25 protein-coding genes are annotated in these 26,084 nt (G+C 66.2%); 16 read left to right on the top strand and 9 right to left on the bottom strand.

The genetic code is table 11. From position 1 onward, the window contains the following. Positions 1-311 precede the first annotated feature (311 nt). The 9 genes from ACYVN4_RS10550 (at position 312) to ACYVN4_RS10510 (ending at position 12,722) form a co-directional block, all read left to right on the top strand. Positions 312-2,522 (top strand): SulP family inorganic anion transporter, encoded by a 2,211-nt coding sequence (locus ACYVN4_RS10550; protein ID WP_460719735.1) that lies wholly within the window; start codon positions 312-314, stop codon positions 2,520-2,522. Positions 2,523-2,717: 195 nt separating this feature from the next. Continuing rightward, positions 2,718-4,928, top strand: a complete 2,211-nt coding sequence (locus ACYVN4_RS10545) for a SulP family inorganic anion transporter (RefSeq protein ID WP_460719733.1) — start codon at positions 2,718-2,720, stop codon at positions 4,926-4,928. Positions 4,929-5,183: 255 nt separating this feature from the next. Next, the gene (locus ACYVN4_RS10540) at positions 5,184-5,891 is read left to right on the top strand and encodes a (2Fe-2S)-binding protein (protein WP_460719731.1); all 708 of its coding nucleotides are present in this window, start codon (positions 5,184-5,186) and stop codon (positions 5,889-5,891) included. Positions 5,892-6,206: 315 nt separating this feature from the next. Continuing rightward, a complete protein-coding gene (thrS, locus tag ACYVN4_RS10535; RefSeq protein ID WP_460719729.1) occupies positions 6,207-8,264 on the top strand; it encodes a threonine--tRNA ligase in 2,058 nt (685 codons plus the stop codon). Continuing rightward, on the top strand, positions 8,261-8,851 hold the full coding sequence (locus ACYVN4_RS10530; RefSeq protein WP_460719727.1) for an ATP adenylyltransferase: 591 nt from the start codon (positions 8,261-8,263) through the stop codon (positions 8,849-8,851). The genes thrS and ACYVN4_RS10530 overlap by 4 nt, the downstream gene beginning before the upstream one ends. A gap of 34 nt (positions 8,852-8,885) precedes the next feature. Continuing rightward, the gene (pgsA, locus tag ACYVN4_RS10525) at positions 8,886-9,557 is read left to right on the top strand and encodes a phosphatidylinositol phosphate synthase (protein WP_460719725.1); all 672 of its coding nucleotides are present in this window, start codon (positions 8,886-8,888) and stop codon (positions 9,555-9,557) included. Further along, on the top strand, positions 9,554-10,561 hold the full coding sequence (locus ACYVN4_RS10520) for a phosphatidylinositol mannoside acyltransferase (RefSeq protein ID WP_460719723.1): 1,008 nt from the start codon (positions 9,554-9,556) through the stop codon (positions 10,559-10,561). The genes pgsA and ACYVN4_RS10520 overlap by 4 nt, the downstream gene beginning before the upstream one ends. Then, the gene (locus ACYVN4_RS10515; protein ID WP_460719721.1) at positions 10,558-11,682 is read left to right on the top strand and encodes a glycosyltransferase family 4 protein; all 1,125 of its coding nucleotides are present in this window, start codon (positions 10,558-10,560) and stop codon (positions 11,680-11,682) included. Before ACYVN4_RS10520 ends, ACYVN4_RS10515 begins: the two co-directional genes overlap by 4 nt. Continuing rightward, positions 11,682-12,722 carry an NUDIX hydrolase gene (locus ACYVN4_RS10510; protein WP_460720559.1) on the top strand — a complete coding sequence of 347 codons (1,041 nt, stop codon included), beginning with the start codon at positions 11,682-11,684 and terminating at the stop codon, positions 12,720-12,722. The genes ACYVN4_RS10515 and ACYVN4_RS10510 overlap by 1 nt, the downstream gene beginning before the upstream one ends. A gap of 141 nt (positions 12,723-12,863) precedes the next feature. On the opposite strand, the gene ACYVN4_RS10505 is transcribed toward ACYVN4_RS10510, so the two are convergent. The 5 genes from ACYVN4_RS10505 to ACYVN4_RS10485 form a co-directional block, all read right to left on the bottom strand. Beyond that, positions 12,864-13,355 carry a DUF2247 family protein gene (locus ACYVN4_RS10505; protein ID WP_460719719.1) on the bottom strand — a complete coding sequence of 164 codons (492 nt, stop codon included), beginning with the start codon at positions 13,353-13,355 and terminating at the stop codon, positions 12,864-12,866. Next, positions 13,352-14,686 carry a hypothetical protein gene (locus tag ACYVN4_RS10500; protein ID WP_460719717.1) on the bottom strand — a complete coding sequence of 445 codons (1,335 nt, stop codon included), beginning with the start codon at positions 14,684-14,686 and terminating at the stop codon, positions 13,352-13,354. The genes ACYVN4_RS10505 and ACYVN4_RS10500 overlap by 4 nt, the downstream gene beginning before the upstream one ends. Before the next feature lie 3 nt (positions 14,687-14,689). Next, positions 14,690-14,995: a WXG100 family type VII secretion target gene (locus ACYVN4_RS10495; RefSeq protein WP_460719715.1), complete on the bottom strand. Its 306-nt coding sequence runs from the start codon at positions 14,993-14,995 to the stop codon at positions 14,690-14,692. Position 14,996: 1 nt separating this feature from the next. Next, complete coding sequence (locus ACYVN4_RS10490) at positions 14,997-15,308, bottom strand: WXG100 family type VII secretion target (protein ID WP_460719713.1); 312 nt, start codon at positions 15,306-15,308, stop codon at positions 14,997-14,999. Positions 15,309-15,419: 111 nt separating this feature from the next. Then, entirely contained in the window at positions 15,420-15,848 is a 429-nt protein-coding gene (locus tag ACYVN4_RS10485) for a hypothetical protein (RefSeq protein ID WP_460719711.1), read from the bottom strand. A 377-nt stretch (positions 15,849-16,225) separates the two neighbouring features. On the opposite strand from ACYVN4_RS10485, the gene ACYVN4_RS10480 reads away from it, so the two are divergent. The 5 genes from ACYVN4_RS10480 (at position 16,226) to ACYVN4_RS10460 (ending at position 20,496) form a co-directional block, all read left to right on the top strand. Beyond that, a complete protein-coding gene (locus ACYVN4_RS10480) occupies positions 16,226-17,251 on the top strand; it encodes a ParB/Srx family N-terminal domain-containing protein (protein WP_460719709.1) in 1,026 nt (341 codons plus the stop codon). A gap of 131 nt (positions 17,252-17,382) precedes the next feature. Beyond that, positions 17,383-18,996, top strand: a complete 1,614-nt coding sequence (locus ACYVN4_RS10475) for a hypothetical protein (RefSeq protein ID WP_460719707.1) — start codon at positions 17,383-17,385, stop codon at positions 18,994-18,996. An 84-nt stretch (positions 18,997-19,080) separates the two neighbouring features. After that, positions 19,081-19,305: a type II toxin-antitoxin system VapB family antitoxin gene (locus ACYVN4_RS10470; RefSeq protein WP_460719705.1), complete on the top strand. Its 225-nt coding sequence runs from the start codon at positions 19,081-19,083 to the stop codon at positions 19,303-19,305. Continuing rightward, positions 19,302-19,706 (top strand): PIN domain-containing protein, encoded by a 405-nt coding sequence (locus ACYVN4_RS10465; protein ID WP_460719703.1) that lies wholly within the window; start codon positions 19,302-19,304, stop codon positions 19,704-19,706. Before ACYVN4_RS10470 ends, ACYVN4_RS10465 begins: the two co-directional genes overlap by 4 nt. A 121-nt stretch (positions 19,707-19,827) precedes the next feature. After that, on the top strand, positions 19,828-20,496 hold the full coding sequence (locus ACYVN4_RS10460; RefSeq protein WP_460719701.1) for a hypothetical protein: 669 nt from the start codon (positions 19,828-19,830) through the stop codon (positions 20,494-20,496). Positions 20,497-20,523: 27 nt separating this feature from the next. Here ACYVN4_RS10460 and ACYVN4_RS10455 read toward each other — a convergent pair whose 3' ends face one another. Next, complete coding sequence (locus ACYVN4_RS10455; RefSeq protein WP_460719699.1) at positions 20,524-21,813, bottom strand: hypothetical protein; 1,290 nt, start codon at positions 21,811-21,813, stop codon at positions 20,524-20,526. A 400-nt stretch (positions 21,814-22,213) separates the two neighbouring features. Between ACYVN4_RS10455 and pdxS the strand changes: the two genes are divergently transcribed. Continuing rightward, a complete protein-coding gene (gene pdxS, locus ACYVN4_RS10450) occupies positions 22,214-23,116 on the top strand; it encodes a pyridoxal 5'-phosphate synthase lyase subunit PdxS (RefSeq protein ID WP_460719697.1) in 903 nt (300 codons plus the stop codon). Between the two features lie 72 nt (positions 23,117-23,188). Here pdxS and ACYVN4_RS10445 read toward each other — a convergent pair whose 3' ends face one another. Further along, positions 23,189-23,686, bottom strand: coding sequence for an MmpS family transport accessory protein (locus tag ACYVN4_RS10445; protein ID WP_460719695.1), 498 nt, complete (start codon positions 23,684-23,686; stop codon positions 23,189-23,191). A 380-nt stretch (positions 23,687-24,066) separates the two neighbouring features. Between ACYVN4_RS10445 and ACYVN4_RS10440 the strand changes: the two genes are divergently transcribed. Then, positions 24,067-24,909 carry an MHYT domain-containing protein gene (locus tag ACYVN4_RS10440; RefSeq protein ID WP_460719693.1) on the top strand — a complete coding sequence of 281 codons (843 nt, stop codon included), beginning with the start codon at positions 24,067-24,069 and terminating at the stop codon, positions 24,907-24,909. A gap of 21 nt (positions 24,910-24,930) precedes the next feature. On the opposite strand, the gene ACYVN4_RS10435 is transcribed toward ACYVN4_RS10440, so the two are convergent. Both ACYVN4_RS10435 and ACYVN4_RS10430 read right to left on the bottom strand, forming a co-directional pair. Then, the gene (locus ACYVN4_RS10435; protein ID WP_460719691.1) at positions 24,931-25,368 is read right to left on the bottom strand and encodes an SRPBCC family protein; all 438 of its coding nucleotides are present in this window, start codon (positions 25,366-25,368) and stop codon (positions 24,931-24,933) included. 92 nt (positions 25,369-25,460) lie between these two features. Further along, positions 25,461-26,072, bottom strand: coding sequence for a nucleoside/nucleotide kinase family protein (locus ACYVN4_RS10430; protein ID WP_460719689.1), 612 nt, complete (start codon positions 26,070-26,072; stop codon positions 25,461-25,463). Between the last annotated feature and the right edge of the window lie 12 nt (positions 26,073-26,084).

Below are 26,084 nucleotides of genomic sequence, written 5' to 3'. Positions count from 1 at the left end.
CCTGCGCTGACGCGATGGGGTGTAGGGGGTGAACAGGCGATGACAACTCGGCGATCGAGGTTTGGCGCTGCCCGGTTCGGGTTTGGCGAGGCTCTGTACGGGTTTGGTGTTGCTCCGTGAGCTGTGTCACAGTTTGATAGCGGTTCACATCAATTGCCGCAAACGCTTTTCATTTCCTTTGCCTTGTCTTTACGCTTACCCGCGGTTTGCCAAGCGTCGTGGTTCTTCTGCCTCGCCCGCCGCTGCCTCTCGATGCCAGTACATGTTGACCGATGAACCGGGCGGCGGAGCCGTGCCGGCGAAGGAGAGATATGTCCACCGACACCGATCAGCCTCCACGGACGTCGCTTCCCGGGATCGCCGGGCTGATACGCCACGATCTACCCGCCTCACTCGTCGTCTTCCTGGTCTCGCTGCCGCTGTCCATCGGCATTGCCGTGGCCGTCGGTGCGCCGGTCGCCGCCGGACTCATCGCCGCCGTGGTGGGCGGCGTGGTCGCGGGCCTGCTGGGCGGATCGACCATGCAGGTCAGCGGGCCCACCGCCTCGCTGACCGTGGTCGTCGCCGAATCCATCAACCAATTCGGCTGGGCCGCCACCTGTTTCATCACCATCCTGGCGGGTGGCCTGCAGATCCTGTTCGGGCTCAGCCGCATTGCGCGCGGCGTGCTCGCCATCGCCCCGGTCGTGGTGAGCGCCATGCTCGCCGGGATCGGCATCATCATCGCGCTCGAACAGGTGCACGTGCTGCTCGGCGGCGATTCGCTGACTTCCTCCTGGGACGCCATCGTCGCGCTGCCGCATCAGCTGGCCTCGGTGCACCCCGGCGACCTGTGCATCGGACTGGTCGTGATCGCCATCCTGGTCGGCTGGCGGCACCTGCCCGAACCCGTGCGGAATGTGCCCGCGCCGCTGGTCGCGGTGGTCGTCGCCACGCTGCTCGCGCACGTGCTGCCGGTACGGGTCGCGCGCATCTCCATCGACGGCTCGCTGCTGCAGGAACTGCACCTGCCGCAACTCCCGCACGGCAGTTGGGCGCAGGTGGCGCTGATGGCGGTCACCATCGCGCTCATCGCCAGCGTGGAGACCCTACTATCGGCCGTGGCCGTGGACCGGATGCGCCAGAACACCGCGCGCCGCACCGATCTCGACCGCGAACTGATGGGTCAGGGTGCGGCCAATATGGTTTCGGGCCTGATCGGCGGGCTGCCCGTGGCGGCGGTCATCGTGCGCAGCATCACCAACGTCAAGGCGGGCGCGCGCACCAAGGCGTCGACCATGCTGCACGGGCTGTGGATCCTGCTGTTCTCGGTGGCGCTGGTCGGGGTGGTGCGCTCGATTCCCAAGGCGGCCTTGGCCGGACTGCTCATCGTGGTCGGCATCCAGCTGATCAAGCTCGCCCATATCCGCCGCGCCCAGCGCACCGGTGATCTGGTGGTGTACGCCGCCACCGTGTCGGTGGTGGTGTTCTGGAATCTGTTGCTGGGCATGCTGGTCGGGCTCGCGCTGGCCTTCGCGATGCTGCTGTGGCGGGTCGTGCGGGTGAGCGTCCTCGCCGAGGAGATCGACGTGCTGCGCTGGCGGGTCACCGTCGACGGTAGCTTCACCTTCCTGGCGCTGCCCAAGCTCACCACCCAGCTGCACCGGGTGCCCACCGGCACCGACGTGGTGATCGAGATGACCGTCGACTTCATGGACCACGCCGCCTACGACGCCCTGCAGGACTGGGCCGACGTGCACCGAATCGAGGGCGGCACGGTCGAATTCGTGGAATCCGGCGCGGTCCGCATGGCCGACGCCGCCGACGGCCCGGTCGCGCGCGGGCATTCCCGCAGCCTGCTCGACGAGGTGCTGGGACCGTGGCGGCGCAGCGCCAATGACGTGGATCGGATCGTCGCGGGAGTGGCGGCCTATCACCGCACCCACGCGCACGTCATGCGCCCGCACCTGGGGGTGCTGCGCGACGGCCAGGAACCCGACTCGCTTTTCGTCACGTGCGCCGACTCCCGCATCGTGCCGAACGTCATCACCAATAGCGGGCCCGGTGATCTGTTCACCGTCCGCAATGTCGGCAATCTGATTCCGCGCGACGCCCAGGATTCGTCGATGGAGGCCGCGCTCATCTACGCCCTCGACAAGCTCGATGTGCGTTCGGTGGTGGTGTGCGGGCATTCCGGCTGCGGGGCCATGGGCGCGCTGCACAGTGAACTGGTCACCGGCTCGCAGCTCGACGACTGGCTCGCGCATGCCCGGCCCAGCCTCGAACGCTTCCGGCTCGGGCATCCGGTCGCGCTCGCCGCGGCCGCCGCCGGCTACGGGCCGGTCGATCAGCTGGGCATGGTGAATGTGGCGGTGCAGCTCGAGACGCTCTCGGCGCATCCGGTGGTGCGGCGCGGGGTCGAGGAACGCGGCGTGGTGCTCTCGGGACTGTTCTTCGATATCGCCACCGCGCGCGTGGTGGAGGTCACGGTGGACGGGATCGCGGAGATCGACGGTGTCGGGCGGGTTGCTCAACCTGCTTGACGACCGGGGAGTCTTTTCGCCCGCAGGGGTGTGAATCCGAAAGGGTTCACACCCCTTTAACTTTGTGGCGCAGCTTTTCTCAGACTTTGCTAAGTCTTTACCCTTAGCCTTACCTTTGCTCGTCCGGTGAGTCTGCGGCCAATGCTGCCCGCAGCCTTAATTCGATGCCCCTGTACATGCTCGCCAAGGAGCAATATGTCTCGCGACACCGATTCACCGCCAGGCAGAACCGCCGGCAGATTCGATACTCTGCTGCGCCACGATCTTCCTGCATCCCTCGTCGTATTCCTCGTCGCGTTGCCGCTCTCGCTCGGCATCGCGGTCGCCTCCGGTGCGCCCATCGCGGCCGGACTCATCGCCGCCGTCGTCGGCGGTGTCGTGGTCGGCCTGCTCGGCGGTTCGCCGCTGCAGGTCAGCGGGCCCGCCGCCGGTCTCACCGTGGTGGTCGCCGCAACTATCAGCGAATTCGGTTGGAAGACAGCCTGTTTCATCACGGTTCTGGCCGGTGGTCTGCAGATCCTGTTCGGCCTGAGCCGGATTGCGCGCGCCGCGCTGGCCATCGCGCCGGTGGTGGTGCACGCCATGCTCGCCGGTATCGGCATCACCATCGCGCTGCAGCAGTTCCACGTGCTGCTGGGCGGCACCTCGCAGAGCTCCGCGTGGGAGAACCTCGAGGAACTGCCCAATCAGCTGCTGCATCTGCACGGCGACGACTTCCTCGTCGGGATCGTCGTCATCGGCATCATGCTCAGCTGGAAGTACGTGCCCGGGCCGCTGAAAATGCTGCCCGGACCGCTGGTCGCCGTGGTGACCGCGACCGTGCTGTCGCTGGTGCTGCCCGGCGATCCCGAGCGAATCGTGTTGAACGGCTCGCTGTTCGACGCCATCGGGCTGCCGTCGCTGCCCTCGGGCGACTGGGGTGGGGTGGTGCTCGCGGCACTGACCATCGCCCTGATCGCCAGCGTGGAGAGTCTGCTGTCGGCGGTGTCCGTCGACAAGATGCACACCGGTCCGCGCACCGACTTCGACCGGGAACTGGTCGGGCAGGGTGCGGCCAATATGGTTTCGGGTGCGCTGGGTGGCCTGCCGGTTACCGGCGTCATCGTGCGCAGCGCCACCAATGTGGCGGCCGGGGCTCGCACCCGCGCTTCGGCGCTGTTGCACGGCATTTGGATTCTGGTGTTCTCGGTCGCGCTGGTCGGGCTGGTGCAGCAGATTCCGAAGTCGGCGCTGGCCGGTCTGCTCATCGTGGTCGGCATCCAGCTGGTCAAGCTCGCGCACATCAAGCTCGCCCGGCGCACCGGTGATCTGCTGGTGTACCTGGTGACCGTGCTCGGTGTGGTGTTCCTGAACCTGCTCGAAGGCGTGATCATCGGCCTGGCACTGGCGTTCGCGCTGCTGCTGTGGCGGGTCGTACGCGTCTCGGTGCTCGCCGCCCCGGTGGCCGGTACCGACCGCTGGCTGGTCAGCATCGACGGCACCTGCACCTTCCTGGCGCTGCCCAAGCTGTCCTCGGAACTGGCCAAGGTGCCCGCGGGCGCCGAAGCCCTGGTGGAGCTGAGCGTCGACTTCCTCGACCATGCCGCCTACGAGGCCATCCACGATTGGGCGCGCCAGCACGAGAGCACCGGCGGCACAGTCGAATTCGTGGAGCTCGGCACCGCGCACATGGCCCATGCCCTGACCGGCCCGCCGGTCCGCGGCCAGGCCCGCAGCCTGCTCGACGACGTGCTGCGCCCCTGGCGCGAGGACGAGGGCAACCCGATCACCAAGGGTGTGGCCGCCTTCCACCGCCGCAATGCCCACGTGGTGCGCCCGCACCTCGACGAGCTACGCGACGGCCAGAACCCGCACTCGCTGTTCCTGACCTGTGCGGATTCCCGGATCGTGCCCAACGTGATCACCAACAGCGGCCCCGGTGACCTGTTCACCATCCGCAATGTCGGCAACCTGGTCGTCCCCGGCGGACGCGACGCCTCCATCGAGGCGGCGCTCACCTTCGCCATCGACGAACTGGGCGTGGACAACGTGGTGGTCTGCGGTCACTCCTCCTGCGGAGCGATGAAGGCCCTGGTCGCGGGTGGCCCCACCGGCCCCGGCCTCGGCAACTGGCTGGTGCACGGCCGCCCCAGCGTGGACCGTTTCCACACCGGCGACCCGGTAGCCTCCGCAGCCGCCCGGGCCGGATACGGCGTGGCAGACCAGCTGTCCATCGTCAATGTGGCCGTCCAGCTGGAAACCCTGCGTGCGCACCCGGTCGTGCGCCGGGCCATCGCCGAACGCGGCCTGAAGGTCTCGGGCCTGTTCTTCGATATCGCCCCCGCACGGGTCCTCGAGGTCACCTCCGACGGCGTCGCCGAAATCGACGCCCCCGACCTATCGGGAGCACTCACGCACACCCACTGAGATGGGTGAACATGCACTGGCGCAGGCATTTCCCGAAAGGGGGCCTGCGCCGGTGCATTCTCGTGGGCGCGTCGGCGCGGGCAGGGGAGGAGGCGCGGCATACGCTGAGGCCGCTTCCCCCGATCGGGTGGGGCGGGCGGGGGAGCTGCCCACGGTGGCGTGGAAACGTGACATTGTGGGTGTCAGCAGCGAAGAACTTTGTAACCAACCCGGGTACTAGTCACCGTGAGTCGGCCGGATCGGAGTCGGATGGAAATGGTTGCGCAGACCCCTGTTTCACAGGCCCAGGTGCCGGGCACCGAGTTGCTGCGGCCGCAGTGGCTGGCCGAACGGATCGCCGACATGGGGATCAGCTGGGGGACTGCCAACACGCGGGTGTCGGGGACGCTGTGGTGGTGTATGGCGGCGTCGTCGCTGGTGGACCCGATCGTCGCGGCGGTGGCGGCCGACCAACCCGCCTTCGATCCCGCCCTCGAACACATCAGCCTGGAGATCCGGCCGGACGGCGGCGTCGAACGGGTGATCCCGGAGCCGCATGCCTACGGCGTCGCGCTGGGCGCGGTCGGTGCGATGAATTGTGCTCATCCCGAACCTCATTCGGCCGACTGCTGCGCCACCACCCCGATCGGCCAAGCGCTGCGCCACACCCTGTCGCGAGTGATCCCCGTCGTCGCCGAGGTCTCCGGCGCAGGCGTGCCCTCGCTCTGGGCGATCGTCGCCGACGCCATCGGTAATCGCGCCCTGGATATCGGCGCGGCCGAAGCCGGTGCCCGCCTGGCCCGCGACGTCGCGGGCCGCCTGCCCGTACCCCGCTTCCAGGACATCGGCGGCCGCACCTTCGTCCGCCGCATCTCCTGTTGTCTCGTCTTCGAGGTCCCGGGCTGCGAAATGTGCACCAGCTGCCCCAAGCGCCCCGCCCCGGAACGCGAAGCCCGCCTCGCCGAGCTGGCCGCCCGCGGCTGACCCTTCGTTCGGAGAGGCGGCCGACGCCCGATCCGAGAGCGCCCGGGGCGCGAGTTTCTTCCGCGCGCACTCGTTTTCGTGTTCGTGAGCTGGGCGCGGCACGATTCGGGCAGGTCAGGCCGTTCGGTTCGGGTGGCACGCCGGGGTGGCGGCGCGGCGGGGGCGGACCATGAGCGCGGGGTCGCGGGCGTGCCGATAGAGTGGTTGCCGCCGGAGCTATGTGTTTCGTGACCGGCCACGATCGCGGGGAGAACATTCCTCGCACCAGACCTGGCGGGACCTCTCGCCTATGACGATGCCAAGGAGTGCGCAGCCGTGACCACCTCAGCCCAGCAGACCCCAGCCGCCCGCGTCCGGGTTACGGCCGGGACGACCGCCGGGGCCGCGGTGCGCGAGGCGGACCTGCCGAGCAAGGGACCCGCCGCGGTGATCGTGGTGCGCGACGAGGAAGGCGCGCTCAAGGATCTGAGCTGGACGCCCGACGTCGACACCGAGGTCGAGGCCGTCACCGCCGATTCCGCGGACGGCCGCAATGTGATCCGCCATTCGGCCGCACACGTGCTCGCGCAGGCCGTGCAGCAGGAGTTCCCCGGGGCCAAGCTGGGTATCGGCCCGTTCATCAAGGACGGTTTCTACTACGACTTCCAGGTGGAGCGGCCCTTCACCCCGGAGGATCTGACCAAGCTGGAATCCCGGATGAAGAAGATCATCAAAGGCGCGCAGCGGTTTTCGCGCCGGGTGGTCGAGGTCGAGGACGCGCGGATCGAGCTGGCCAAGGAGCCGTTCAAGCTCGAGCTCATCTCCGACAAGTCGGGCATCGACGATCCGGAGATCATGGAGGTCGGCGGCAAAGAGCTGACCATCTACGACAACCTGGACCCGCGCACCGGCGAGCTGATCTGGGCCGACCTGTGCCGCGGACCGCACCTGCCGACCACCAAGTACATTCCGGCCTTCAAGCTGACCCGGTCGAGTGCCGCCTACTGGCGTGGCGATCAGTCGCGCGAGGACCTGCAGCGCATCTACGGCACCGCGTGGGAATCCACCGAGGCCCAGGACGAGTACCTGCACCTGCTGGAAGAGGCCGAGAAGCGCGATCACCGCAAGCTCGGCCTGGAGCTGGACCTGTTCTCCTTCCCCGACGAGCTGGGCTCGGGTCTGCCGGTGTTCCACCCCAAGGGCGGCATCATCCGCAAGGAGCTCGAGGACTACTCGCGGCGTCGCCACATCTCCGCGGGCTACGAGTTCGTCAACACCCCGCACATCACCAAGGGCCACCTGTTCGAGGTCTCCGGCCACCTGGACTGGTACCGGGACGGCATGTTCCCGGCCATGCATCTGGACGCCGAACTCAATGAGGACGGCTCGGTGCGCAAGCCCGGCCAGGACTACTACGTCAAGCCGATGAACTGCCCGATGCACAACCTGATCTTCCGGTCGCGCGGGCGCTCCTACCGCGAACTGCCTTTGCGCATGTTCGAATTCGGCTCGGTGTACCGCTACGAGAAGTCCGGTGTCGTACACGGCCTGACTCGCGTGCGTGGCATGACCCAGGACGACGCGCACATCTACTGCACCAAGGAGCAGATGCACGCGGAGCTCACCTCCACGCTGCAGTTCGTGCTCTCCCTGCTGCGCGACTACGGCCTCGACGACTTCTACCTCGAGCTCTCCACCAAGGACCCGAAGAAGTTCGTCGGCTCCGACGAGCTGTGGGAAGAAGCCACCGAGACCCTGCGCAAGGTGGCCACCGACTCCGGTCTGGAGCTGGTCCCGGATCCGGGCGGCGCGGCCTTCTACGGACCCAAGATCTCCGTGCAGGCCAAGGACGCACTCGGCCGTACCTGGCAGATGTCCACCATCCAGCTGGACTTCAACCTGCCCGAGCGCTTCGAGCTCGAGTACACCGGTTCCGACGGTGCCAAGCACCGCCCGGTCATGATCCACCGTGCGCTCTTCGGCTCCATCGAGCGCTTCTTCGGCGTGCTCACCGAGCACTACGCGGGCGCGTTCCCGGCCTGGCTGTCGCCGGTGCAGGTGGTCGGCATCCCGGTCGCCGAGACCTTCGCCGAGCATCTCGACGGCGTCATCGAAGCGTTGCGCGACAACAATATTCGCGCCGAGGTCGACCGCAGCGACGACCGCATGCAGAAGAAGATCTTCAACCAGACCGCGCAGAAGATCCCGTTCCAGCTGCTGGCCGGCGCGCGCGACGTGGAGAACAACGCGGTCAGCTTCCGCTTCCGCGACGGCACCCAGGTCAACGGCGTGCCGGTGGCCGACGCGGTCGCCACCATCACCGACTGGATCCGGCGGCGCGAGAACGCATCTCCGACCGCGGAGGGTTTCGAGATCCGCAAAGGCGATCAATGAGTGATTGGACCGTGCCCGCTCGCGAAACGAACGCAGTCGACCAGATCGTGGACACCGGTGCCGGGGATCCCGACCGCCTGCAGCGGCTGTGGACCCCGCACCGGATGTCCTACATCACCGGCGAGGCCGAGGAACGCAAGGTGCCCAAGAAGACCGGGCACCCCTTCACCGACATCCCCGAGATGTCGGACGAGGACGGGCTGATCCTGGCGCGCGGGCAGTGGGTGTACGCGGTGCTCAACCTGTACCCGTACAACCCCGGCCACACCATGGTGGTGCCGTATCGCCGGGTCGCGAACCTCGAGGACCTGACGCCGGAGGAGAGTGCCGAGCTGATGGCGTTCACCCAGCAGGCGATTCGCGTCATGAAGCAGGTGTCGCGGCCCGAGGGTTTCAATGTCGGGCTGAATCTCGGTGGCGTTGCCGGTGGTTCACTCGCCGATCACCTGCATCAACATATCGTGCCGCGCTGGAGTGGAGACGCTAATTTCATTACCGTCGTCGGCGGAGTGAAGGTGATGCCGCAGCTGCTGCGCGAAACGCGGGCGCTGCTGGCACAGGCGTGGAAGGAAGCCGACCAGGCATGAGCCGGGGACACAGCACGGAAGGACAACGGGTAGCGTGCTGAGCTTCTTCGGTCGCGAGACGTTCGCCAAAGCGACTGCGCCACTGGGCAAAGCGCTGGTGAGCACCGGGCTCACCCCCGATGCGATGACACTCATCGGCACCACCGCCTCGATCGCGGCGGCGGTGACGCTGTTCCCGACCGGTCACCTGTTCTGGGGAACCATGGTGATCTGGCTGTTCGTCATGTTCGACATGCTCGACGGGGCCATGGCGCGGGCCCGCGGCGGCGGCACGAAATACGGTGCGGTGCTGGACGCCAGCTGCGACCGGGTGGCCGACGGGGCCATCTTCGCGGGGCTGGCGTGGTGGGCGGTGTACCACGAGAACTCCCAGCACCTGTTCGTGGCGACGCTGGTGGTGCTGGTGACCTCGCAGGTCATCTCGTATGTGAAGGCACGCGCGGAGGCGTCCGGCCTGTCCGCCGACGGCGGCCTCATCGAACGCCCCGATCGTCTGATCATCGTGCTCGTCGGTGCCGGATTGACCGGCATCGGCGGCTATTACGGCATCGAGTGGCTGTCCTACGCGGTCTACGCCGCCATGTACGCGCTCGCCGTGCTCAGCATCATCACCGTTCTGCAGCGGGTGCTGGCGGTGCGCAACTCGCCCGGTGCCCGCGACATCATCGCCCCCGTGGCGAAGGCTCCGGAGGAACCCCAGCGGTGAGCACCGATTTCACGTCCGCGTTGACCGACAAGGCGTACGCGGCCGGTTGGCGAATCGTGCGCGCGCTGCCGGAAGGTATGGCGCGCAAGGGATTCGACGCGGGAGCCAACTTCGCGGCGCGGCGGGCGAACAAGAAGGCGCATCGGGGGCAGCCGAACATGTTGCGGCGCAACATGGCCCACGTGCTCGGTACCACCCCGGACGCGGTGCCCGACAGCCTCATCGCGGCCGCCATGCGCTCCTACGCCCGCTACTGGCGGGAGGCGTTCCGGCTGCCGTCCATGGACCAGGCCGCACTGGGCAAGCAGCTGCACGTCGCGGGTTCCGAGCACATCGACGCCGCGTTGGCGCAGGGAAAGGGTGTGCTGCTGGTGCTGCCGCACTCGGGCAACTGGGATATGGCCGGGGTCTGGCTGGTGCAGAACCACGGTCCGTTCTCCACCGTCCAGGAGCGTTTGAAGCCGGAGTCGCTGTTCGAGCGGTTCATCGAGTACCGGGCCAGCCTCGGTTTCGAGGTGTTCCCGCTGACCGGCGGTGAGCAGCCGCCGTTCCCGCAGCTGGCCGATCGACTGCGCGCCAACAAGGTCGTGTGCCTGATGGGGGAGCGCGACCTCACCGGAAAAGGTGTGCCGGTCACCATGTTCGGCGAACCGACCTGGGTTCCCGCGGGCGCGGCCCGGCTGGCGCAGGACACCGGGGCGGCGCTGCTGCCCGTGCACTGCTGGTACACCGTCGACGCCGATGGGCGTGAGGGCTGGGGCATGGAGGTTTTCGAGGCCCTCGACCTGTCGCGGGGCATCGTCGCCGCCACCCAGGCGCTCGCCGACGTGTTCGCCGCCAATATCGCCGCCCATCCCGCGGACTGGCACATGTTGCAGCCCGTGTGGAAAGCTGATTTGTCGCAGGCTCGGTTGGAGCGCATCGCGGCCGCGCAGGCGAAACTCGGGTATGCGGAACCCTTGGCCGACACCGGTTCCGAGGGTCCGGAAACAGGGGCGCTATGAAGATCGGCATGGTCTGCCCGTACTCGTTCGACGTGCCGGGCGGGGTGCAGGCCCATGTGGTGGAGTTGGCGCAGGTGCTCATCGAGCGCGGGCACAAGGTGAGCGTGCTCGCCCCCGCTGCCGACGACACACCGCTGCCGGACTTCGTGGTGTCCGCCGGTAAGGCCGTGGCGATTCCCTACAACGGGTCGGTGGCTCGACTGTCGTTCGGGCCCACCGCGTATACGCGTATTCGGCGCTGGATCGCGGAGAACGATTTCGACGTTCTGCACATCCACGAGCCCAATGCGCCGAGTCTGTCGATGCTGGCGTTGAAGATCGCGGAGGGGCCGATCGTGGCCACCTTCCACACTTCGACCACGAAATCGTTGGTGCTCAGTACTTTTCAGGGCGTGCTGCGGCCGTATCATGAGAAGATCAGCGGCCGGATCGCGGTGAGCGAGCTGGCGCGCCGCTGGCAGGTGGAGGCGCTGGGCGGGGATGCGGTCGAAATCCCCAACGGCGTCGACGTGCCCGCGTTCGCGCACGCGCCGCTGCTGGAAGGCTATCCGCGGCAAGGGAAGTCGGTGCTGTTCCTGGGGCGGTTCGACGAGCCGCGCAAGGGCATGGAAGTCCTGCTCGGCGCGCTGCCGGAACTGGTGCGGCGGCATCCCGACCTCGAGGTGCTGATCGTCGGGCGCGGTGACGAGGATCGACTGCGGCGCGAGGCGGGCGAGAACGCCGGGCACCTGCGGTTTCTCGGACAGGTCTCCGATGCGGAGAAGGCGTCGGCCATGCGCAGCGCGGACGTGTACGTCGCCCCCAACCTGGGCGGTGAGAGCTTCGGCATCGTGCTGGTGGAGGCCATGGCGGCCGGAACCGCCGTCGTGGCAAGCGATCTCGATGCCTTCCGCCGTGTGCTGCGGGACGGCACCGCGGGCCAGCTGGTCCCGGTCGGCGACTCCGATCGCCTCGCCGAGGCCATCTCCACCATGCTCACCGACGACGAGCGGCGCGAGGAGTACATCCGCACCGCCAATCAGGTTGTCGGTGAATACGATTGGCCGGTCGTAGCCGAGCAGATTCTGCGGGTCTACGAGACCGTCACCGTCGGCGACATGCGTGTCCGGACCGCCGGATGATCACTTTCTCCGCGACCACCATCCTGGTCCTGACCCTCATCGCGGCGCTGCTGGTCACCGCCGCGGTCTGGGCCTACAGCACCGCCAACCGGCTCGACCGGCTGCACGTGCGCACCGACCAGGCCCGCCACGCGCTGGATGCGGCCCTGGCCCGGCGCGCGGTCGTCGCCCGCGCGGTGGCGACCATTCTCGCCGGGCTCTACGACCCGGCCCTGGTCGAGCAGGCTCGGCGCCTCACCGCGCTGGCCGACCGCGCCGAACGCTCCAACTGGCGCGACCGCGAAACCGTCGAAAACCAGCTCGCCGCAGCACTGTCCGCGGTCGACATCGCGTTGCTGCCCCCGCAGCTGGTCGCCGAGCTGGCCGACGCCGAGGCTCGCGTCCTCATCGCGCGGCGCTTCCACAACGACGCGGTCCGAGACACTCTCGCGTTGCGTACCCGCCGCCTGGTGCGCTGGGTGCACCTCGCCGGTACCGCCCCGCTGCCGACCTACTTCGAGATCTCCGAGCGCGTGACCGCCGCGGCCTCAACGGGTTTGGACGTCGACACCGTCCGCACCTCCGCCCGCGTCATCCTCGTCGACGAGAACGACCGCGTCCTACTCCTGCAGGGCGTCGACCCGAAGGTCCCCGACGTCCCCTTCTGGTTCACCGTTGGCGGCGGCGTCAACCCCGGAGAAACCCTGCGCGAGGCCGCAATCCGCGAACTCTACGAGGAAACCGGCCTCCCCGCCGACTCCTCCGCCCTCCGCGGCCCCCTCTGGCGTCGCGTCGCGGTCTTCCCCTTCAACGGCGAACTCATCCGCTCCGAAGAACTCTTCTTCGCCTTGCGCACCAAGAACTTCGAAGTAAACCCCGCCAACCTCGACTACGTCGAACGCCGCTCCATCACCGGCAACAAGTGGTGCACCCCCACCGACATCGCCCACATCGACCACTCCGGCGAGACCGTTTACCCCTACCACCTGGATCAGCTGCTCGCCGAAGCGATCACGGCGGCCGACGCCGACATCGACCCCGAAGTCCGCTCCATCCGCTGACCGGAATTCGAACATGCACCAACCAGGCCCTGGCCACGGATCTGATCGTGGCCAAGTAACGGCGCGGCCAGCTGCCGATTTAGCCGTGAGGCTAAGGCGATGACCAAGGAACTTCGCCTGATGCCTTGGTCAACCGACAGCCTAGACCGTCCGGCCAGCGAGGTATCGGTTCCGGCATTGCATCAGGTATGAGCGCCAGCGTTCTTCGATACCTGCCATGCCCGGCGTTGCACCCGCTGGTGGTGGCATGAAGGGCACAATCGGCTCCATCTCAGAGGGATAGTCGAAATCCGCATACAGCATCTCAACCGCCTGCATTGGATTGTCGAAATCAGCGGGGTGGTCGTGCAGCCATGCCAGTGCGAGATAGACCCACACAGGTTTGGGGTCAACGGCTAGTTTGTCGACCAGACTCGGGACCTTATCGAACTCGTCCGAAAGAAGGAGTGATAGTTCCTCGATAGTCTGCATCACTTCGTTGTCAGGAACTACGTTGCGCAAGGACAATTGCACGATATCCGCGGCGGTGAGCCACGAGTTCTCGAATCCATACCGAAGCTCTGCCGGTGTCAGCCGGGCCATCGTTTCGACGTAGGATGCTGGGATTGTGAACTGCAGCAGGGGTTCGCTCATGGTTTGATCGGCACTCCGTTGATTGTTCCGTTGCGGACGAACATCTGGTGAGTGATCTTATCGCCGTCGATGATCCACTCGAAGCGGCCGGTGACGCCGTTCACTTCACCGGGCATCTGAACAAGTGTCCGAACTACCCCATCCCCGCCTGTGATCTCGTAGACAGTCGAGTTCGAGCCGATCTCGTCGATAGGGAACGATGCCGATCGGTGCCATGAATCGCTCTTAAGTCCGGACCCAGTGCGGTCCGCGTTACTGATTATCTGTTGAGCTTCTTGGGGAGTGGGTTTCACTCCACCTGGTGCAGCCGAATCTGCGGCTGGTGTAGTGTCGGCTAGGGCGGTGTCCTCTTCGATGGTTTTTGCTTCGAGCTCATCGATTGTCTTGAGTTCTGTCGCAGCGTCTTCGACAGCGTTCTTCGCTTCCTGAACCTTGACGGCGTCCACTTCAAACTTCTCGGCCGTGATCAAGCCCTTGATGAAGGTGCCGGTATCTTTGATCTTCTTCACGATGTTGGCGGCCAGGACGACGCCGGTGATTGCGCCGACGCCAGCGGTGATGAAGGTCGCCCAGATTTCGAGCGCAAGAGTTGCGTCGATCATGAGGATTACTTCACGGACCGCGTCGTGGATCGCTTTCCGCATTTCGCCGAGCTTGTATTTGAGGTTGTGGCAGTCTGCTTCGAGATTGCCTGTTGCGATTTCGAGATTGCCCGCACTCGAACTCAGTGTTTTGAGTTGACTGTTGATGTCGCCGACCTCGGGTGAATCAATGCCGTTGATCTTTGCCATTGCGGAGCTGATGATGAGTTGAGCACTGGCTACAGCGTCACAGTTGGCGTATTTATGCCAGGCATCGGCAGCGGTATTCAATTTGTCGGTATCGCCATCGGGGACCGGGATGCCGATGCTCTCGAGAAGATCCGGAATGCTGGTCTCCAGCCCTGTTCCACGGCCACCGGCCGCGGGCGGATGCACCCAGTTGACGACGGTCGCGGCAGAGTTGGGATCCGATGGCTCGCTGGGCGCGTTGCCCTTGTTCGGGTTCGTATCCGCTTTGTAGTTGGCCAGCGCATGGTTGTAGCCAGCGACGTTGATCAGGTAGGACAGGTGATTGGTTGAGTGCACGAGCCGACTCGCGGTATCGACGGCACTGGATGCGCGCTTGTCGTAGCCCGTGGCCCATTGCTTGGCGGAGTCGGTCGAACCGGCCATAGAGCCGGTGGCCGCCAGTCCAGTAGTGAGTTCGGTCCGAGCGGTGGCGAGATCCTTGGCAAGGTCGGACAGCTGTTTGGCGGCGTCATAGAACGCCTGCGGATTTACGGTGACCATATGCTAGCGGCCACCGAACATCTGGGTATTCGCCCCGATCGCTGAACTGTAATGGCGATGAGCGTTGCTCGCGGCATCGCTCACGTCGGTAACACCCTGTGCGAATTCTTGTGCACCCGTGAGCCACTGGCGGTGGGCGTCTTCGTAGGCCGCAGCTGCGTCGCTGTTCCAGCCACCTGCACGCAAGGTGGCCACCTTGGTATCCAAGGCAGTGAACTGGTCGGTCAGAAATTTCGACAGATTCGACAAGCGAGATACAAGTGCATCCAGTTCGTCGAGATCCACCGAGTAGCCATCATCGTCGCTCACGTCACAGATCCAGACTCGTAAAACGCTCCGCCGACAGCAGATCGTGGCTGGTGTAGGTGTCGGCGGCAACTCCGAGCCCCTTGGCCAACGTGGTCAAGGCGTCGATGATGGTTTTCCCGCCCTCGGAACATTCGCTCCACCCGGTGTTGAAAGACTTGGCTGCAGTCCCTGTCCAGTGGAGCGAATCAACATCTCGCCCTGCCGATTCCAAGGCTGAACGTAGAGTTCCGGCCAAATCCAGGGCGAAACGTCCCAGTACCTTTACATCCTCAGGAACGACGAACAGGCCGTCAGAGCCCCCCACATCACTCATAGCCGCAGAGATTACCACCACTAACGTTCGATCTGACGGCTGGCGGAGGCACGATGGGTCGATCGGCAATAGAGGGAGCACCGATCGCGCATGAGGATCGGTCGAGAGCCGTCACCAGTTCGTAGAGTTGCGGATGGGCGAGTTCAGCTGCTGTTCTCGTTGCCAGTCGTCGTACTCCACTGCGTCAACGAATGTGTACCTACCGCTTGGATCGGCTGACGCGACACCGACTGGACCGGAATGGGATTGGTTTGCACCACCATGGCCAAGATCTGAGCGGACGGCGTCGTACGCTGCGCTGCGCGCCTGCCCGATCAGTTCGATCATGGTGGCCACGACCCGCTCAGGATCGGTACCGCGCGCACGGTCGGTCACTGCCCATTTGTGGACCTTGCCATCGGCATCGACTGAGACGGACACAGCGCCATCGGCCGACGAAGCAAAGGCAACCGTTTTCGCCAGGATGGCCCGGACAGCTTCGACATCCTCGCCCGAAACCCTTGGCGAACCACCGACAACCGGCTTCCTGCTGTCCCTCATGAGCCCCCAATTCGAACTCCGGTGTGCGGATGAGGGTTTCATCCTGACCCGAATCGGTCCCACCCTACAGCGCGGACGGCGGATGCTTCGACCCGAAGCCGACCAGCATCACGGCTGTCTTGTCTGGCTCGACCGGACAACAATTCTCGACACGATCTTCGACAGCTCCGTGCCCTCCGACTCGGGTGAGGCCGGTCGGCGGCGCGCATGCGCGCTCCACCACTGACCCCGAAAGTCCGCTCCATCCGCTAGCGGGATGTTCATGCGGCTACCGGTGGCAGGTGGCCGATTGGTCATCCGAGGCTCATAACGTCCGCTCGGCATCCGGAAGGTTCGGATGTGACGCCGGTGTCCGGCGTCGGATATCTCGGAGGGTCATGAACCACCCCGTGAAGCGGATCATCGGATCCGCGCTGGCGATCGTGGCGATCGTCGGTGGCAGTGCCGGAGTCGCGGCTGCCGACAACGGCAACGGCAATTTCCCGTGCCACCCGTCCGGCAAGCACGCGTCGTACTGCGACGCCAAGGTCGGTGACATCGTCGATGTCGCGATCGGCGATGTGTCGCCCACCCAACCCTCCGTCGGGTTCGACGAGATCGACTACAAGCTCGGCCGTTACACGATGGGCAAGGACGCCATCAACAAGAAGTTCGACGACTGGTGCGCCGACAGCGGCCTGGTCGGGGTCGCCTCGGCCCAGCCGAACGCGACCCTGCGCGACGCCAAGACGTTCACCTGCCAGCTGCAGCCCGGTGGCGAGACCGCCGCGTCGCTCAACGACATCAAGACCGTCGTGGTCGGCCCGCACGGCAAGCTGTACATGGCCGACGGCCATCACGCGCTGAGCTCGTTCTGGGAGACCGCGGACGGCGGCCCGTCCATGCACATTCGGCTCAAGGTCGTCGGCAACCTGTCGAACCTGAACAAGTCGGCCTTCTGGGACACGATGGTGCAGAAGAACTGGGCGTGGCTCTACGACAACAACGACAAGCCCATCAAGCCGCACCAGCTGCCCCGCACCTTCTCGCTGCACGACATGCGCAATGACGAGTTCCGCGGCATGCTCTACTTCGCCAAGGACGTCGGCTACGCCACCGACAACACCCCCGGCTTCGACGAGTTCTATTGGGGCCGTTGGCTGCGCGCCCACCAGAACGACCCCAACCTCACCCTCGCCGGCCACATGGGCGACCTGCAGTCCTACCTGACCCTGACCAAGAACGTCTCCCAGGCCATGGTCGCCCTGGGTGCGAACACCCAGGTCAACGGCGGCTACACCGCCGCCCAGCTCGGCGCCCTCCCCGCCTTCAGCGACAAGGAATTCGCCAAGCTCTCCAAGCCCTACTCCGACCCCAAGCCCGGCAAGATCGCCTACACCCTGGCCTACAAGGCCGCGCACTGACGCTGGCCACCACCGGAGCCGCTCTCGTGAACGCGGGAGCGGCTCCGGCTCTATTTCCCTTGGTCGATACTGGAATTCAGTGCATATCATGGGCCGGTCCGCTGGGGACGGGGAGTTGTGGAGGGACGGTTATGACGGGGCCTGTGGGTGCGGGGAGTGGCGAGGATCGGTACGAGGAGCTGCTCGCGGGGGTTCGCGGGCGGTTCGCGGTAGCGGTCGGGGAAGGGGCCGAGCTGTTTCGGGTGGCCTCGGAGAGGCTCTACGACGTGTTTCTGGACGCGTTGAGTCCGGAGTACGCGGCTGAGAATGCTTGTGGGACCTGCCGGACGTTTGTGCAGCGGTACGGCGGACTGGTGGTGGTTGACGCGGAGGGGCGGGCCACCTCGGCGCTGTGGTCGGCGGAGGGGATACCGCCGCACTATGAGAAGGGCGTCGCCGCGCTGGCGGCCGCTGTCGAAAATACGTCCATCGTTTCGGTTTTCCGGTCCGAGGACACGGAATGGGGTCGGGCCGAGAAGGGTTCGTGGACGCATCTGGCGGTGACGCCGCCGGAAGCGATCGTGCACAAGCCTGCCGTGCTCGCGACGACCTCGCAGTATGTGGCGGCGCGCAATGCCGATCGGGAGACCCTGGCGCGGGCGCTGGGGGAGTTCTCGCACGATGTCGTGAAGCGAGCCGTGGCGTTGTTGCGCAGTGAGCAGTTGTACCGCTCGGACGCCGTCCTCGGCGCGGGCACCTGGCTGCTGGATCTGCACCAGCGGATCGATGCGGTGAAAGGCCGCGGTGAGGCCGCACAGCGCAAGCGCGACAACCTGATCTGGCTCGCGGCGGCAACGGCACCGGCCGGTTTCTGCCATGTCAAGAGCGGCATGATCGGCACCCTGCTCAGCGATCTCGCCGACGGCCTGCCGTTCGAATCGGTGCAGCGCCGCTTCGCGGAGAAAATGCATCCGCTGCAATATCGGCGACCGACCGCCGCGCCCACCGCGGCCATGATCGCGCGCGCGGAGAAGGTGATCGGCGACTTGCAGGCGGCAGGCGCGCTGGAGCGCCGCTTCGCGAAACTCGCCGATATCCGGCCGATGTGGACTCCCCGCCCCCGCCCGCAACGCTCCTCCGGCGGCGTCTTCGGCCACCTGATCCCCGCTGAGAAGTCCGCTCGCACCACCGAGTCCGGCGTGTCCCCGATCGTCATGACCTGGGAGAAGTTCCGCCGCACGGTGCTACCCGCCGCCGACCGCATCGAATTCCAGGTCCCCGCCCGCTCCACCAGCTACGGGGCCATGGTGACCGCCGCCAACCCCGAGGCGCCCCCGATCATCCAGTGGGACAACGAAGCCCACCGCAACCCCGTCACCTGGTACCTCTACGTCGACGGCTCCAAGCCTGCCCGCTGGGGCCTGCACCCCGGCGAACTCCGTGACGTCACCGCCGTCGTCGACCACCCCGCCGCCTGGAACGTCGACGAGGACCGCACCCACCGCGAGCAGAGCGTCATGTTCACCCTCGCCGGAGCCACCGACACCGGCTACACCAAGGGTGCAGGCTTCTTCCCGTCCTACCTCCGCAGCGACCTCCACGAAATCCGCAAAACCCTCGAGGCCCACACCCTCGAAGCGGTCGTCGCGGGCCGAGACGAAGCCGAAGCCTGCGGCCTCCTCGTCTCCAAGGGCACCATCGACCACACCTTCTACGTCACCACCGACACCATCCGCACCCCCTACACCCTGGACCGCTGGGACTGACCGCAGTCTCGCTCGAACCGATGACCGCCGGGCGGTGATATCTTGTTTCTAGATTAGATATCAATCCCCGGTGGGAGGTACGACATGGCGCGTACGGTAATCGACGTGGATGACGATGCTCTCGCTGAAGCTGCTCGCTACCTCGGGACCACGACCAAGAAGGACACCGTCAACGCGGCGCTACATGAGATCGTCGATCGTCGTCGACGGGCAGCGGCCGTTGCGCGGATGCGCGAGATGGTCGCTGAGGGCGAGATCGACTTCACGGTTATCGAGCAGGGAGCACGCGGCGACCAGTCGGTCGCATGACGGAGCTCTTCCTTGCCGATACCAGCGCGCTTATCCGCTTCTATCGAGGTCAGACCGGTCCGGAGTGGGATCAGGCGGTGACGTCCGGGCTGGTCGGTATTTGCGAACCTGTGCGGCTCGAGTTCCTTCGTGCGGTCGGCGGCACGCCGGCATTTCATGAGGCTGATTCCTTGCTGCGCGAGACATTTCCGTACTACACGACGCACGAAGACGTTTGGAATGACTCGGCGCTTCTCCAAACGCGTCTTGCGGACAAGGGCTGGCATCAGTGCGCCGGTCCGGTCGATCTCCTGGTTGCGGTCAGCGCAGTGCATCACAGGCTCACTGTGCTGCATGCCGACTGTGACTTCGACACGATTGCACGGATATCCGGTCAGCCCGTGCGGCGAATCGATCAATAGCCATCCGCGGCCCGCATCCGTGGCCCGATGGGTGGGACCAGGTTGTGAAATCGTGTATTTCGAATCCTGTGGCCCGCTATGGTCGGGCGGTCAACGGTGATCTGGGGCAAGGAAATACGGCATGAAGTTGATGTATGTGGTGTGGGGCGAGGGTGTGGGGGAGCGGCTGCGGGGGGAGGAGCTGCGGAAAGAGTTGGCGGCGGCCGGGGTGAGCGTGCTGCAGGTGAATGTGCGGGACGCCGATGTCGAGGCTGCGCAGGTGCGGCACAGCACCTATGAGTCGCCGGTGGATGCGGTGGTCAGCGTGTGGACCGACGGGGAGCACGAGGCGGTCACTGCCGCGCTGCGGTCGGTCGCCGAGGACGTCAACGGGTGGATCGTGGAGGAGCGGTCGCCGATCGTGCCGCCGGAGATCGCCGACGGGGTACGGATGGACGCGCTCGCCAATTTCGCGATTCTGCGGATTCCCGAGGAGCTGACCCGGGAAGAGTGGCTGCACCGCTGGCATGATCTGCACACGCCGGTGGCCATCGAAACGCAGGCCACCTTCGGGTACGTGCAGAGCACGGTGACAGAGGCCATCACGCCGGGCAATCGGACCGACGCTCTCGTGGAGGAGCTGTTCCCGATGGCCGCCATGACCAGCGCGCACGCCTTCTACGACACCGGCGGTGACGACGCCGAATTGCAGCGTCGCGTCACCCGCATGATGGAGAGCGTCGTCAGCTTCGGCGCGCACCTGAACCTGGATCTGGTCCCGACCAGTCGCTACCGGTACACGCTGGGCTGACCGCGATCGGCCCAGCGTGTCGCGGGGTCAGAGGAAACGTGAACTCGGTACGGGGCCGGGCGAATTCACCCGGTCCCGGGGACCGGTCAGCCATGCGTCCCGGGTGGCGGTGACCAGGCGGGTGACGATGTCGTCCGGATCCGGCGGTGTCTCACCGTCGCCCGGATCGGGCGTGGGATCGGCGTGGACGATGCCCGCGGCGATCTCGGCTTCCGGCCGGGCATCGGCGGGTTCGGTCACGATCCCGTCGTCGGTCATGCGCTGGCGCGGCTCCCAGTTCGGGACCACCATCTGCACCAGCAGGCCGCTGATGTCGGCGGTGACGGCGGGCGGGTTGGTCCAGCAGGTGGCGTGCTCGAAAAGGATCTGGCCCGGCGCACGCTCGCGCAGCGAGGATGCCAGTTCCGGTTCGAGTTCGTTCAGGTCGTAGGCGACGACCAGGGTGTCCGGGCGGCCGGGAGCGTAGGGCTGCGCTGGCAGGCCGAGTAGTTCGGCCGCGGCGTGGCCGAGGATCAGGTCGGAGTGATTCGGCAGCAGCGACACCGAACGCGGTGTCCGCCCGGCGGCCCGCAGGATCTGGGCCGCGCGGTCGAGGGTGTTGCGGCACAACGTGAGGTTGTCGCCGAGATACGCCCAGCGGCCGGTCATGCCCGCCGCGAAACCGTGTGGTGACAGCGTCGCGAGGTATCCGCCGGTCAGCGCAAAGTGCCAGCCCCGCAGGTCCTGCGGTCCGGGACCGCCGAGCAGTGCCGCGCGTTCCAGCATGCGCCGCACGCGATTCCGCGCGGGCAGCCAACGCTCGTCCTCCGGATCGGGCAGCCGCGCGAATTCCGCACCGGCCCGGCCGAGATCGCCCGCCATGATCGAGTTGTAGACCAGCAGATACCGGTCCGGCCACGGGCGCAGCGTTTCCTGACGCTCGCGCAGTTCCGCTTCGCGTTCCAGCAGCGCCGCCGCGGCCTCGTGATGGCGGAACTCGTCCTCGAGGGCGGCCACCAATTCGCTCAGGGCCAGTTCCGGTTTGCTGGTGCCCCCGCGCAGCGCGGCCCGCAGCGCCGAGATCGCGGCGAAGGAGATGCCGCGTTCGATGCAGTCATAGCCGAAGCGCAGGTAGGCGTCCGGGTCGCCGGGCCCGTCGGCGACCACGCTCGCGGTCGCGGCCAGATCGTCGAATCCGGTGTGAGCGGCGAGTTCTCGCGTGATCGCGGCGATCTCGGGCAGCGGGGCGGTGTCGGCGATCGCGCGCAGCGCGCGCACCGAACCGGGCACGTCATCGGCGGCCAGCAGGCCCCGGACCCGTTCCAAAGTTTCAGTCATCGCCGTCGATCCTGGGGGAGGAAAGCGGTGTCCGCAAATGGGTTTCGCGTTCGAAGGGATGATTCCAGGGGCCGTCTCGGATAGGGTCACGGGAGGTTTGCCGCGGTAACGAAGCGGCGGACCGTGTGTGGAAGGAACGTAATTCGTGTCATACCTGCTCTATGACTTCCTGGAGCCCTTGATGGGGTCGTCCGCGGCCGAATACTGGGCGAAGATCTTCGTCGTCGGACCGCTGTAGATAGCGACCCGGTAGCCCCGGGAATGTGACGCCGGTCATCCTCGGCAGACCGGCCAGTCCAGTCGTGTCGGACTGGCTATGAAGTGGCCTGGAAGGGGCGCCTAGAATCGACCTGTTCGATTCCGAGCGTCCCGATTGGCCCACATGACCCAGGAGTTTGCCGTGACCACGCCCGACACCACCCCCACCATCGGAACCGCCCGCGTCAAGCGCGGCATGGCCGAGATGCTGAAGGGCGGTGTGATCATGGATGTCGTCACGCCGGACCAGGCGAAGATCGCCGAGGACGCGGGCGCCGTCGCGGTCATGGCGCTCGAGCGGGTCCCGGCCGACATTCGCGCCCAGGGTGGCGTGTCCCGCATGTCGGATCCGGACATGATCGACGGCATCATCTCCGCGGTCTCCATCCCGGTCATGGCGAAGGCCCGCATCGGCCACTTCGTCGAGGCGCAGATCCTGCAGTCGCTCGGCGTCGACTACATCGACGAGTCCGAGGTGCTGACCCCGGCCGACTACGCCAACCACATCGACAAGTTCGCCTTCACCGTCCCGTTCGTGTGTGGCGCCACCAACCTGGGTGAGGCGCTGCGCCGGATCACCGAGGGCGCGGCCATGATTCGCTCCAAGGGTGAGGCCGGCACCGGCGACGTCTCCAACGCCACCACCCACATGCGCACCATCCGCGGCGAGATCCGCCGCCTGACCTCGCTGTCCAAGGACGAGCTGTACGTGGCCGCCAAGGAACTGCAGGCCCCCTACGAGCTGGTCGCCGAGGTCGCCGAGACCGGCAAGCTGCCGGTCGTGATGTTCACCGCCGGTGGCATCGCCACCCCCGCCGATGCCGCCATGATGATGCAGCTCGGCGCCGAGGGTGTCTTCGTCGGCTCCGGCATCTTCAAGTCCGGCAACCCGGCCGAGCGCGCCGCCGCCATCGTCAAGGCCACCACCTTCCACGACGACCCCGACGTGCTGGCCAAGGTCTCGCGCGGCCTGGGTGAGGCCATGGTCGGCATCAATGTCGAAGAGATCCCGCAGCCCCACCGTCTCGCCGAGCGCGGCTGGTAAGCGGTAGCGCGACAAGCGAATACGAAAAACCGCCGGTGCTCCCTCGGGAGCCCGGCGGTTTCGCGTCTCGGGTTACTTCCCGATATTGCTGAGATCGGCGTTGCAGGTCGCGAGCGCCAGTGAGCCGGTGGCCGTGTTCTCGACCAACACCTTGTCGCCCTGCTTGATTCGGCAGGTGATGGTCGCCGCGTCGTCGTCGGCGGCGGTAGCGGTGAGGGTGGCGAACTTGAGCAGACCCGTCAGCGTGACGTTCTTGCTCCACGGCAGCTGCGCCGAACTGGCGTTGCCCGAGCCGGTGTCACCGGTGCTGTAGGTGACCGACGGCTTCGCGTAGGTGCCCTCGCCACTGCCGGTCACCTCGTAGGTGATGTCGACCGTGCGCTTGGACTCCTTGTCGACCTCGTGGGCGGCGGTGCCGACCAGTGCCGTGCACGCCGCGAACGGCAGCACGATGAAGATCAGCAACGCACCCACGATCCACGGCCAGACCTTGCGCTTCTTCGGTGGCGGCGGCTGCATCGGATACCCCTGACCCGGATAGCCGGGAGCCGGAACGCCTTGATATGTCATGAAACCCCTCGAACCTTTCTTCGGTGATGACCGGAGCGGAAACTATCAGTGGAATCGAGGCACGAGCGACGTTTGTTCACAGCATGAATAGGTCGTCGTATCGGTCGCAGGCTGTGAATGGCGAATCCCTTGTGCCCGAGTGACCTTCGGCCCTAGTGGGGTTGCGGGGTGGATGCTAGATGTCAAGTGCTGCATACGTGACGTGCGGGCGCGCAGGGGTGTCGCCATACCGGGGGCTACCTGCGTGCATACCGGCCAGCAAACTCAGCTAATTTTTTCGGACTGTACTGCGGCAAATTTACTGCCTGGTGTTATCTCGCTAGTCTTCGGCTCAGTCACCGGTGAACAGTCATATTTCGCTCTTCCGGCAAGGAGCCCGCATGCTGGCAATCGACCAATTCACCTATGGGTGGCTGACTCCAGTCCTGGCCTATCTGATGTCCGTCACCGGGTCGTTGCTGGCCCTGCGGTGCATGGTGCGGGCGCGTAATCAGCAGGGGCACGGAGGGTGGATCGTGACCGGCGCGATTGCGCTGGGCGGGACCGGGATCTGGGTCATGCATTTCATCGCGATGCTCGGATTCTCGGTGCAGGACAGCACCATTCGATACAACATCCCGATCACGTTGTTCAGCGCGGCGATCGCGATGGTGGTGGTGTGGCTGGGGCTCTACATCGTGGTGCATCAGCACGGGGAGGCGTTCGCGTTGATCACCGGCGGCACGATTACCGGGCTCGGCGTCGGAGCCATGCACTACTCCGGTATGTATGCGATGAAAACCGATGCGGCCGTGCAGTACGACCCGTGGATCGTGCTGCTGTCGTTGGTGATCGCGGTCGTCGCCGCCACCGCGGCGCTCTGGTTCGCGCTGCATGTCAGCGGCATCATCGCCACCATCAGCGCCGCGCTCATCATGGGTATCGCCGTGTGCGGCATGCACTACACCGGCATGTACGCCATGCACGCGCACATGGCCGACCACATCCACTCACCCTCGGGTGCGCAACCCGCGCAACTGCTTGCGCCGCTGATCATCACCGTCAGCATGGCCACCATGATCATGCTGTTCCAGGTCGGCATCACCGAGATCGACGAGCCCGACCTCAGCCGCATCCGCGGCCAGTACGCCAGCCGCTTCTGGCCCGCCCGCCACGCCGAGCCCGACGACACCGACGACGACTACCCCACCGACAGCTACGAATCCCGGCATCGCCGGTGGTGAACCGTCACCAGTCGAGATCCGTTATGCCGCGCCCGATTCCAGCAGGGTCTTGGCTCGGTCGAGTCCGGCGACCTCGGCGGTCATGGTCTTCTGCACCGGGCCGTTCATGAGGAGCTTCTTGAGGCCGGAGAGTTCGGCGGCGAGGGAGAAGGTCACCTCGGTGCCGTCGTCGGTGGGCGCGAACAGGTAGGAGACGGTGGGGCGCAGCGGGCCCGAAATGCCTTCGAGGACGACCTTCTGGTCGGGCACGAATTCGGTGATCTTGACGTCGGCGGAGACGCCGCGGCCGCCGGGGCCGGATACCGTCTGCCGGTAGACGGTCCCGACCGCGGGCGCGCCTTCGGCGGTGATCTCCTTGACGCCCGTGCGCCAGCGGGCGCTGTTGGTGGCGTCCGCGAAGAACGCGAACACCTCGCCGACCGGCCGTGCGACGGTCACCGTGCGGGATGCGGCAGGCATGGCAGTTCCTTTCGCTTCGACAACTACGATCTGGACCCCTGAGCCTACGACCGCCGGACCTGCGTGAACCCGTGATCGATCTTGGGTGACCCCTAACCGATACGTACGGCCGGACGGTCCGGGTGATCCCAGGCGACCAGCAGGTCGGGGTCCTGGTCGTGGCCGCGTTGATATTCGAGTAGCCCATCCACGGTGAACATCTCGGCCGGATCGGTGCGCCGCCGCAACGCGCCCTCGGACATGCGCAGTGCGACGGTCAGGTCGAAGTCCAGGCCGCGGCCCAGCAGCATCGGACCGGCGAGGAACACGACCGTGTCCGGCAGCGCCTGCCGGACCCGGGCCCGCGCGGACCGGTCGGCGCGCTCGTCCCACAGCGCGGGTAGAAACCGGCCGCTGTCCCGAAGTGATTTCAGCACTTCGCGATTCACGGCCGCGTAGTCGAACCAGCCGGTGCGGTAGGTGAATTCGCTGTCGCGATCGTATTCCAGCCGTACCGAGGCGGGCCGGACGAAATCATGTAGCGACACCGTCTCCGCGGCCCGACCTCGCGCGCGCAGCCGCTCGGCGACATCGCGGGCAACCGTGAGTGGATCGGCCGCGTCCGCGCCGTCGACGGCGATCACCGCGTATCCCCGCGTCCCCATGGCCCGTTCGGCGATCAGGTCGAGCAGGGCGTCGGGGGTGAGGGCGGTGAAATCGGGCACGAGACCATCATG

The sequence above is a fragment of the Nocardia heshunensis genome, assembly GCF_054782115.1.
Note: the sequence above shows the minus strand (reverse complement) of the source record. Positions and strands in the feature narration are given on the sequence as shown.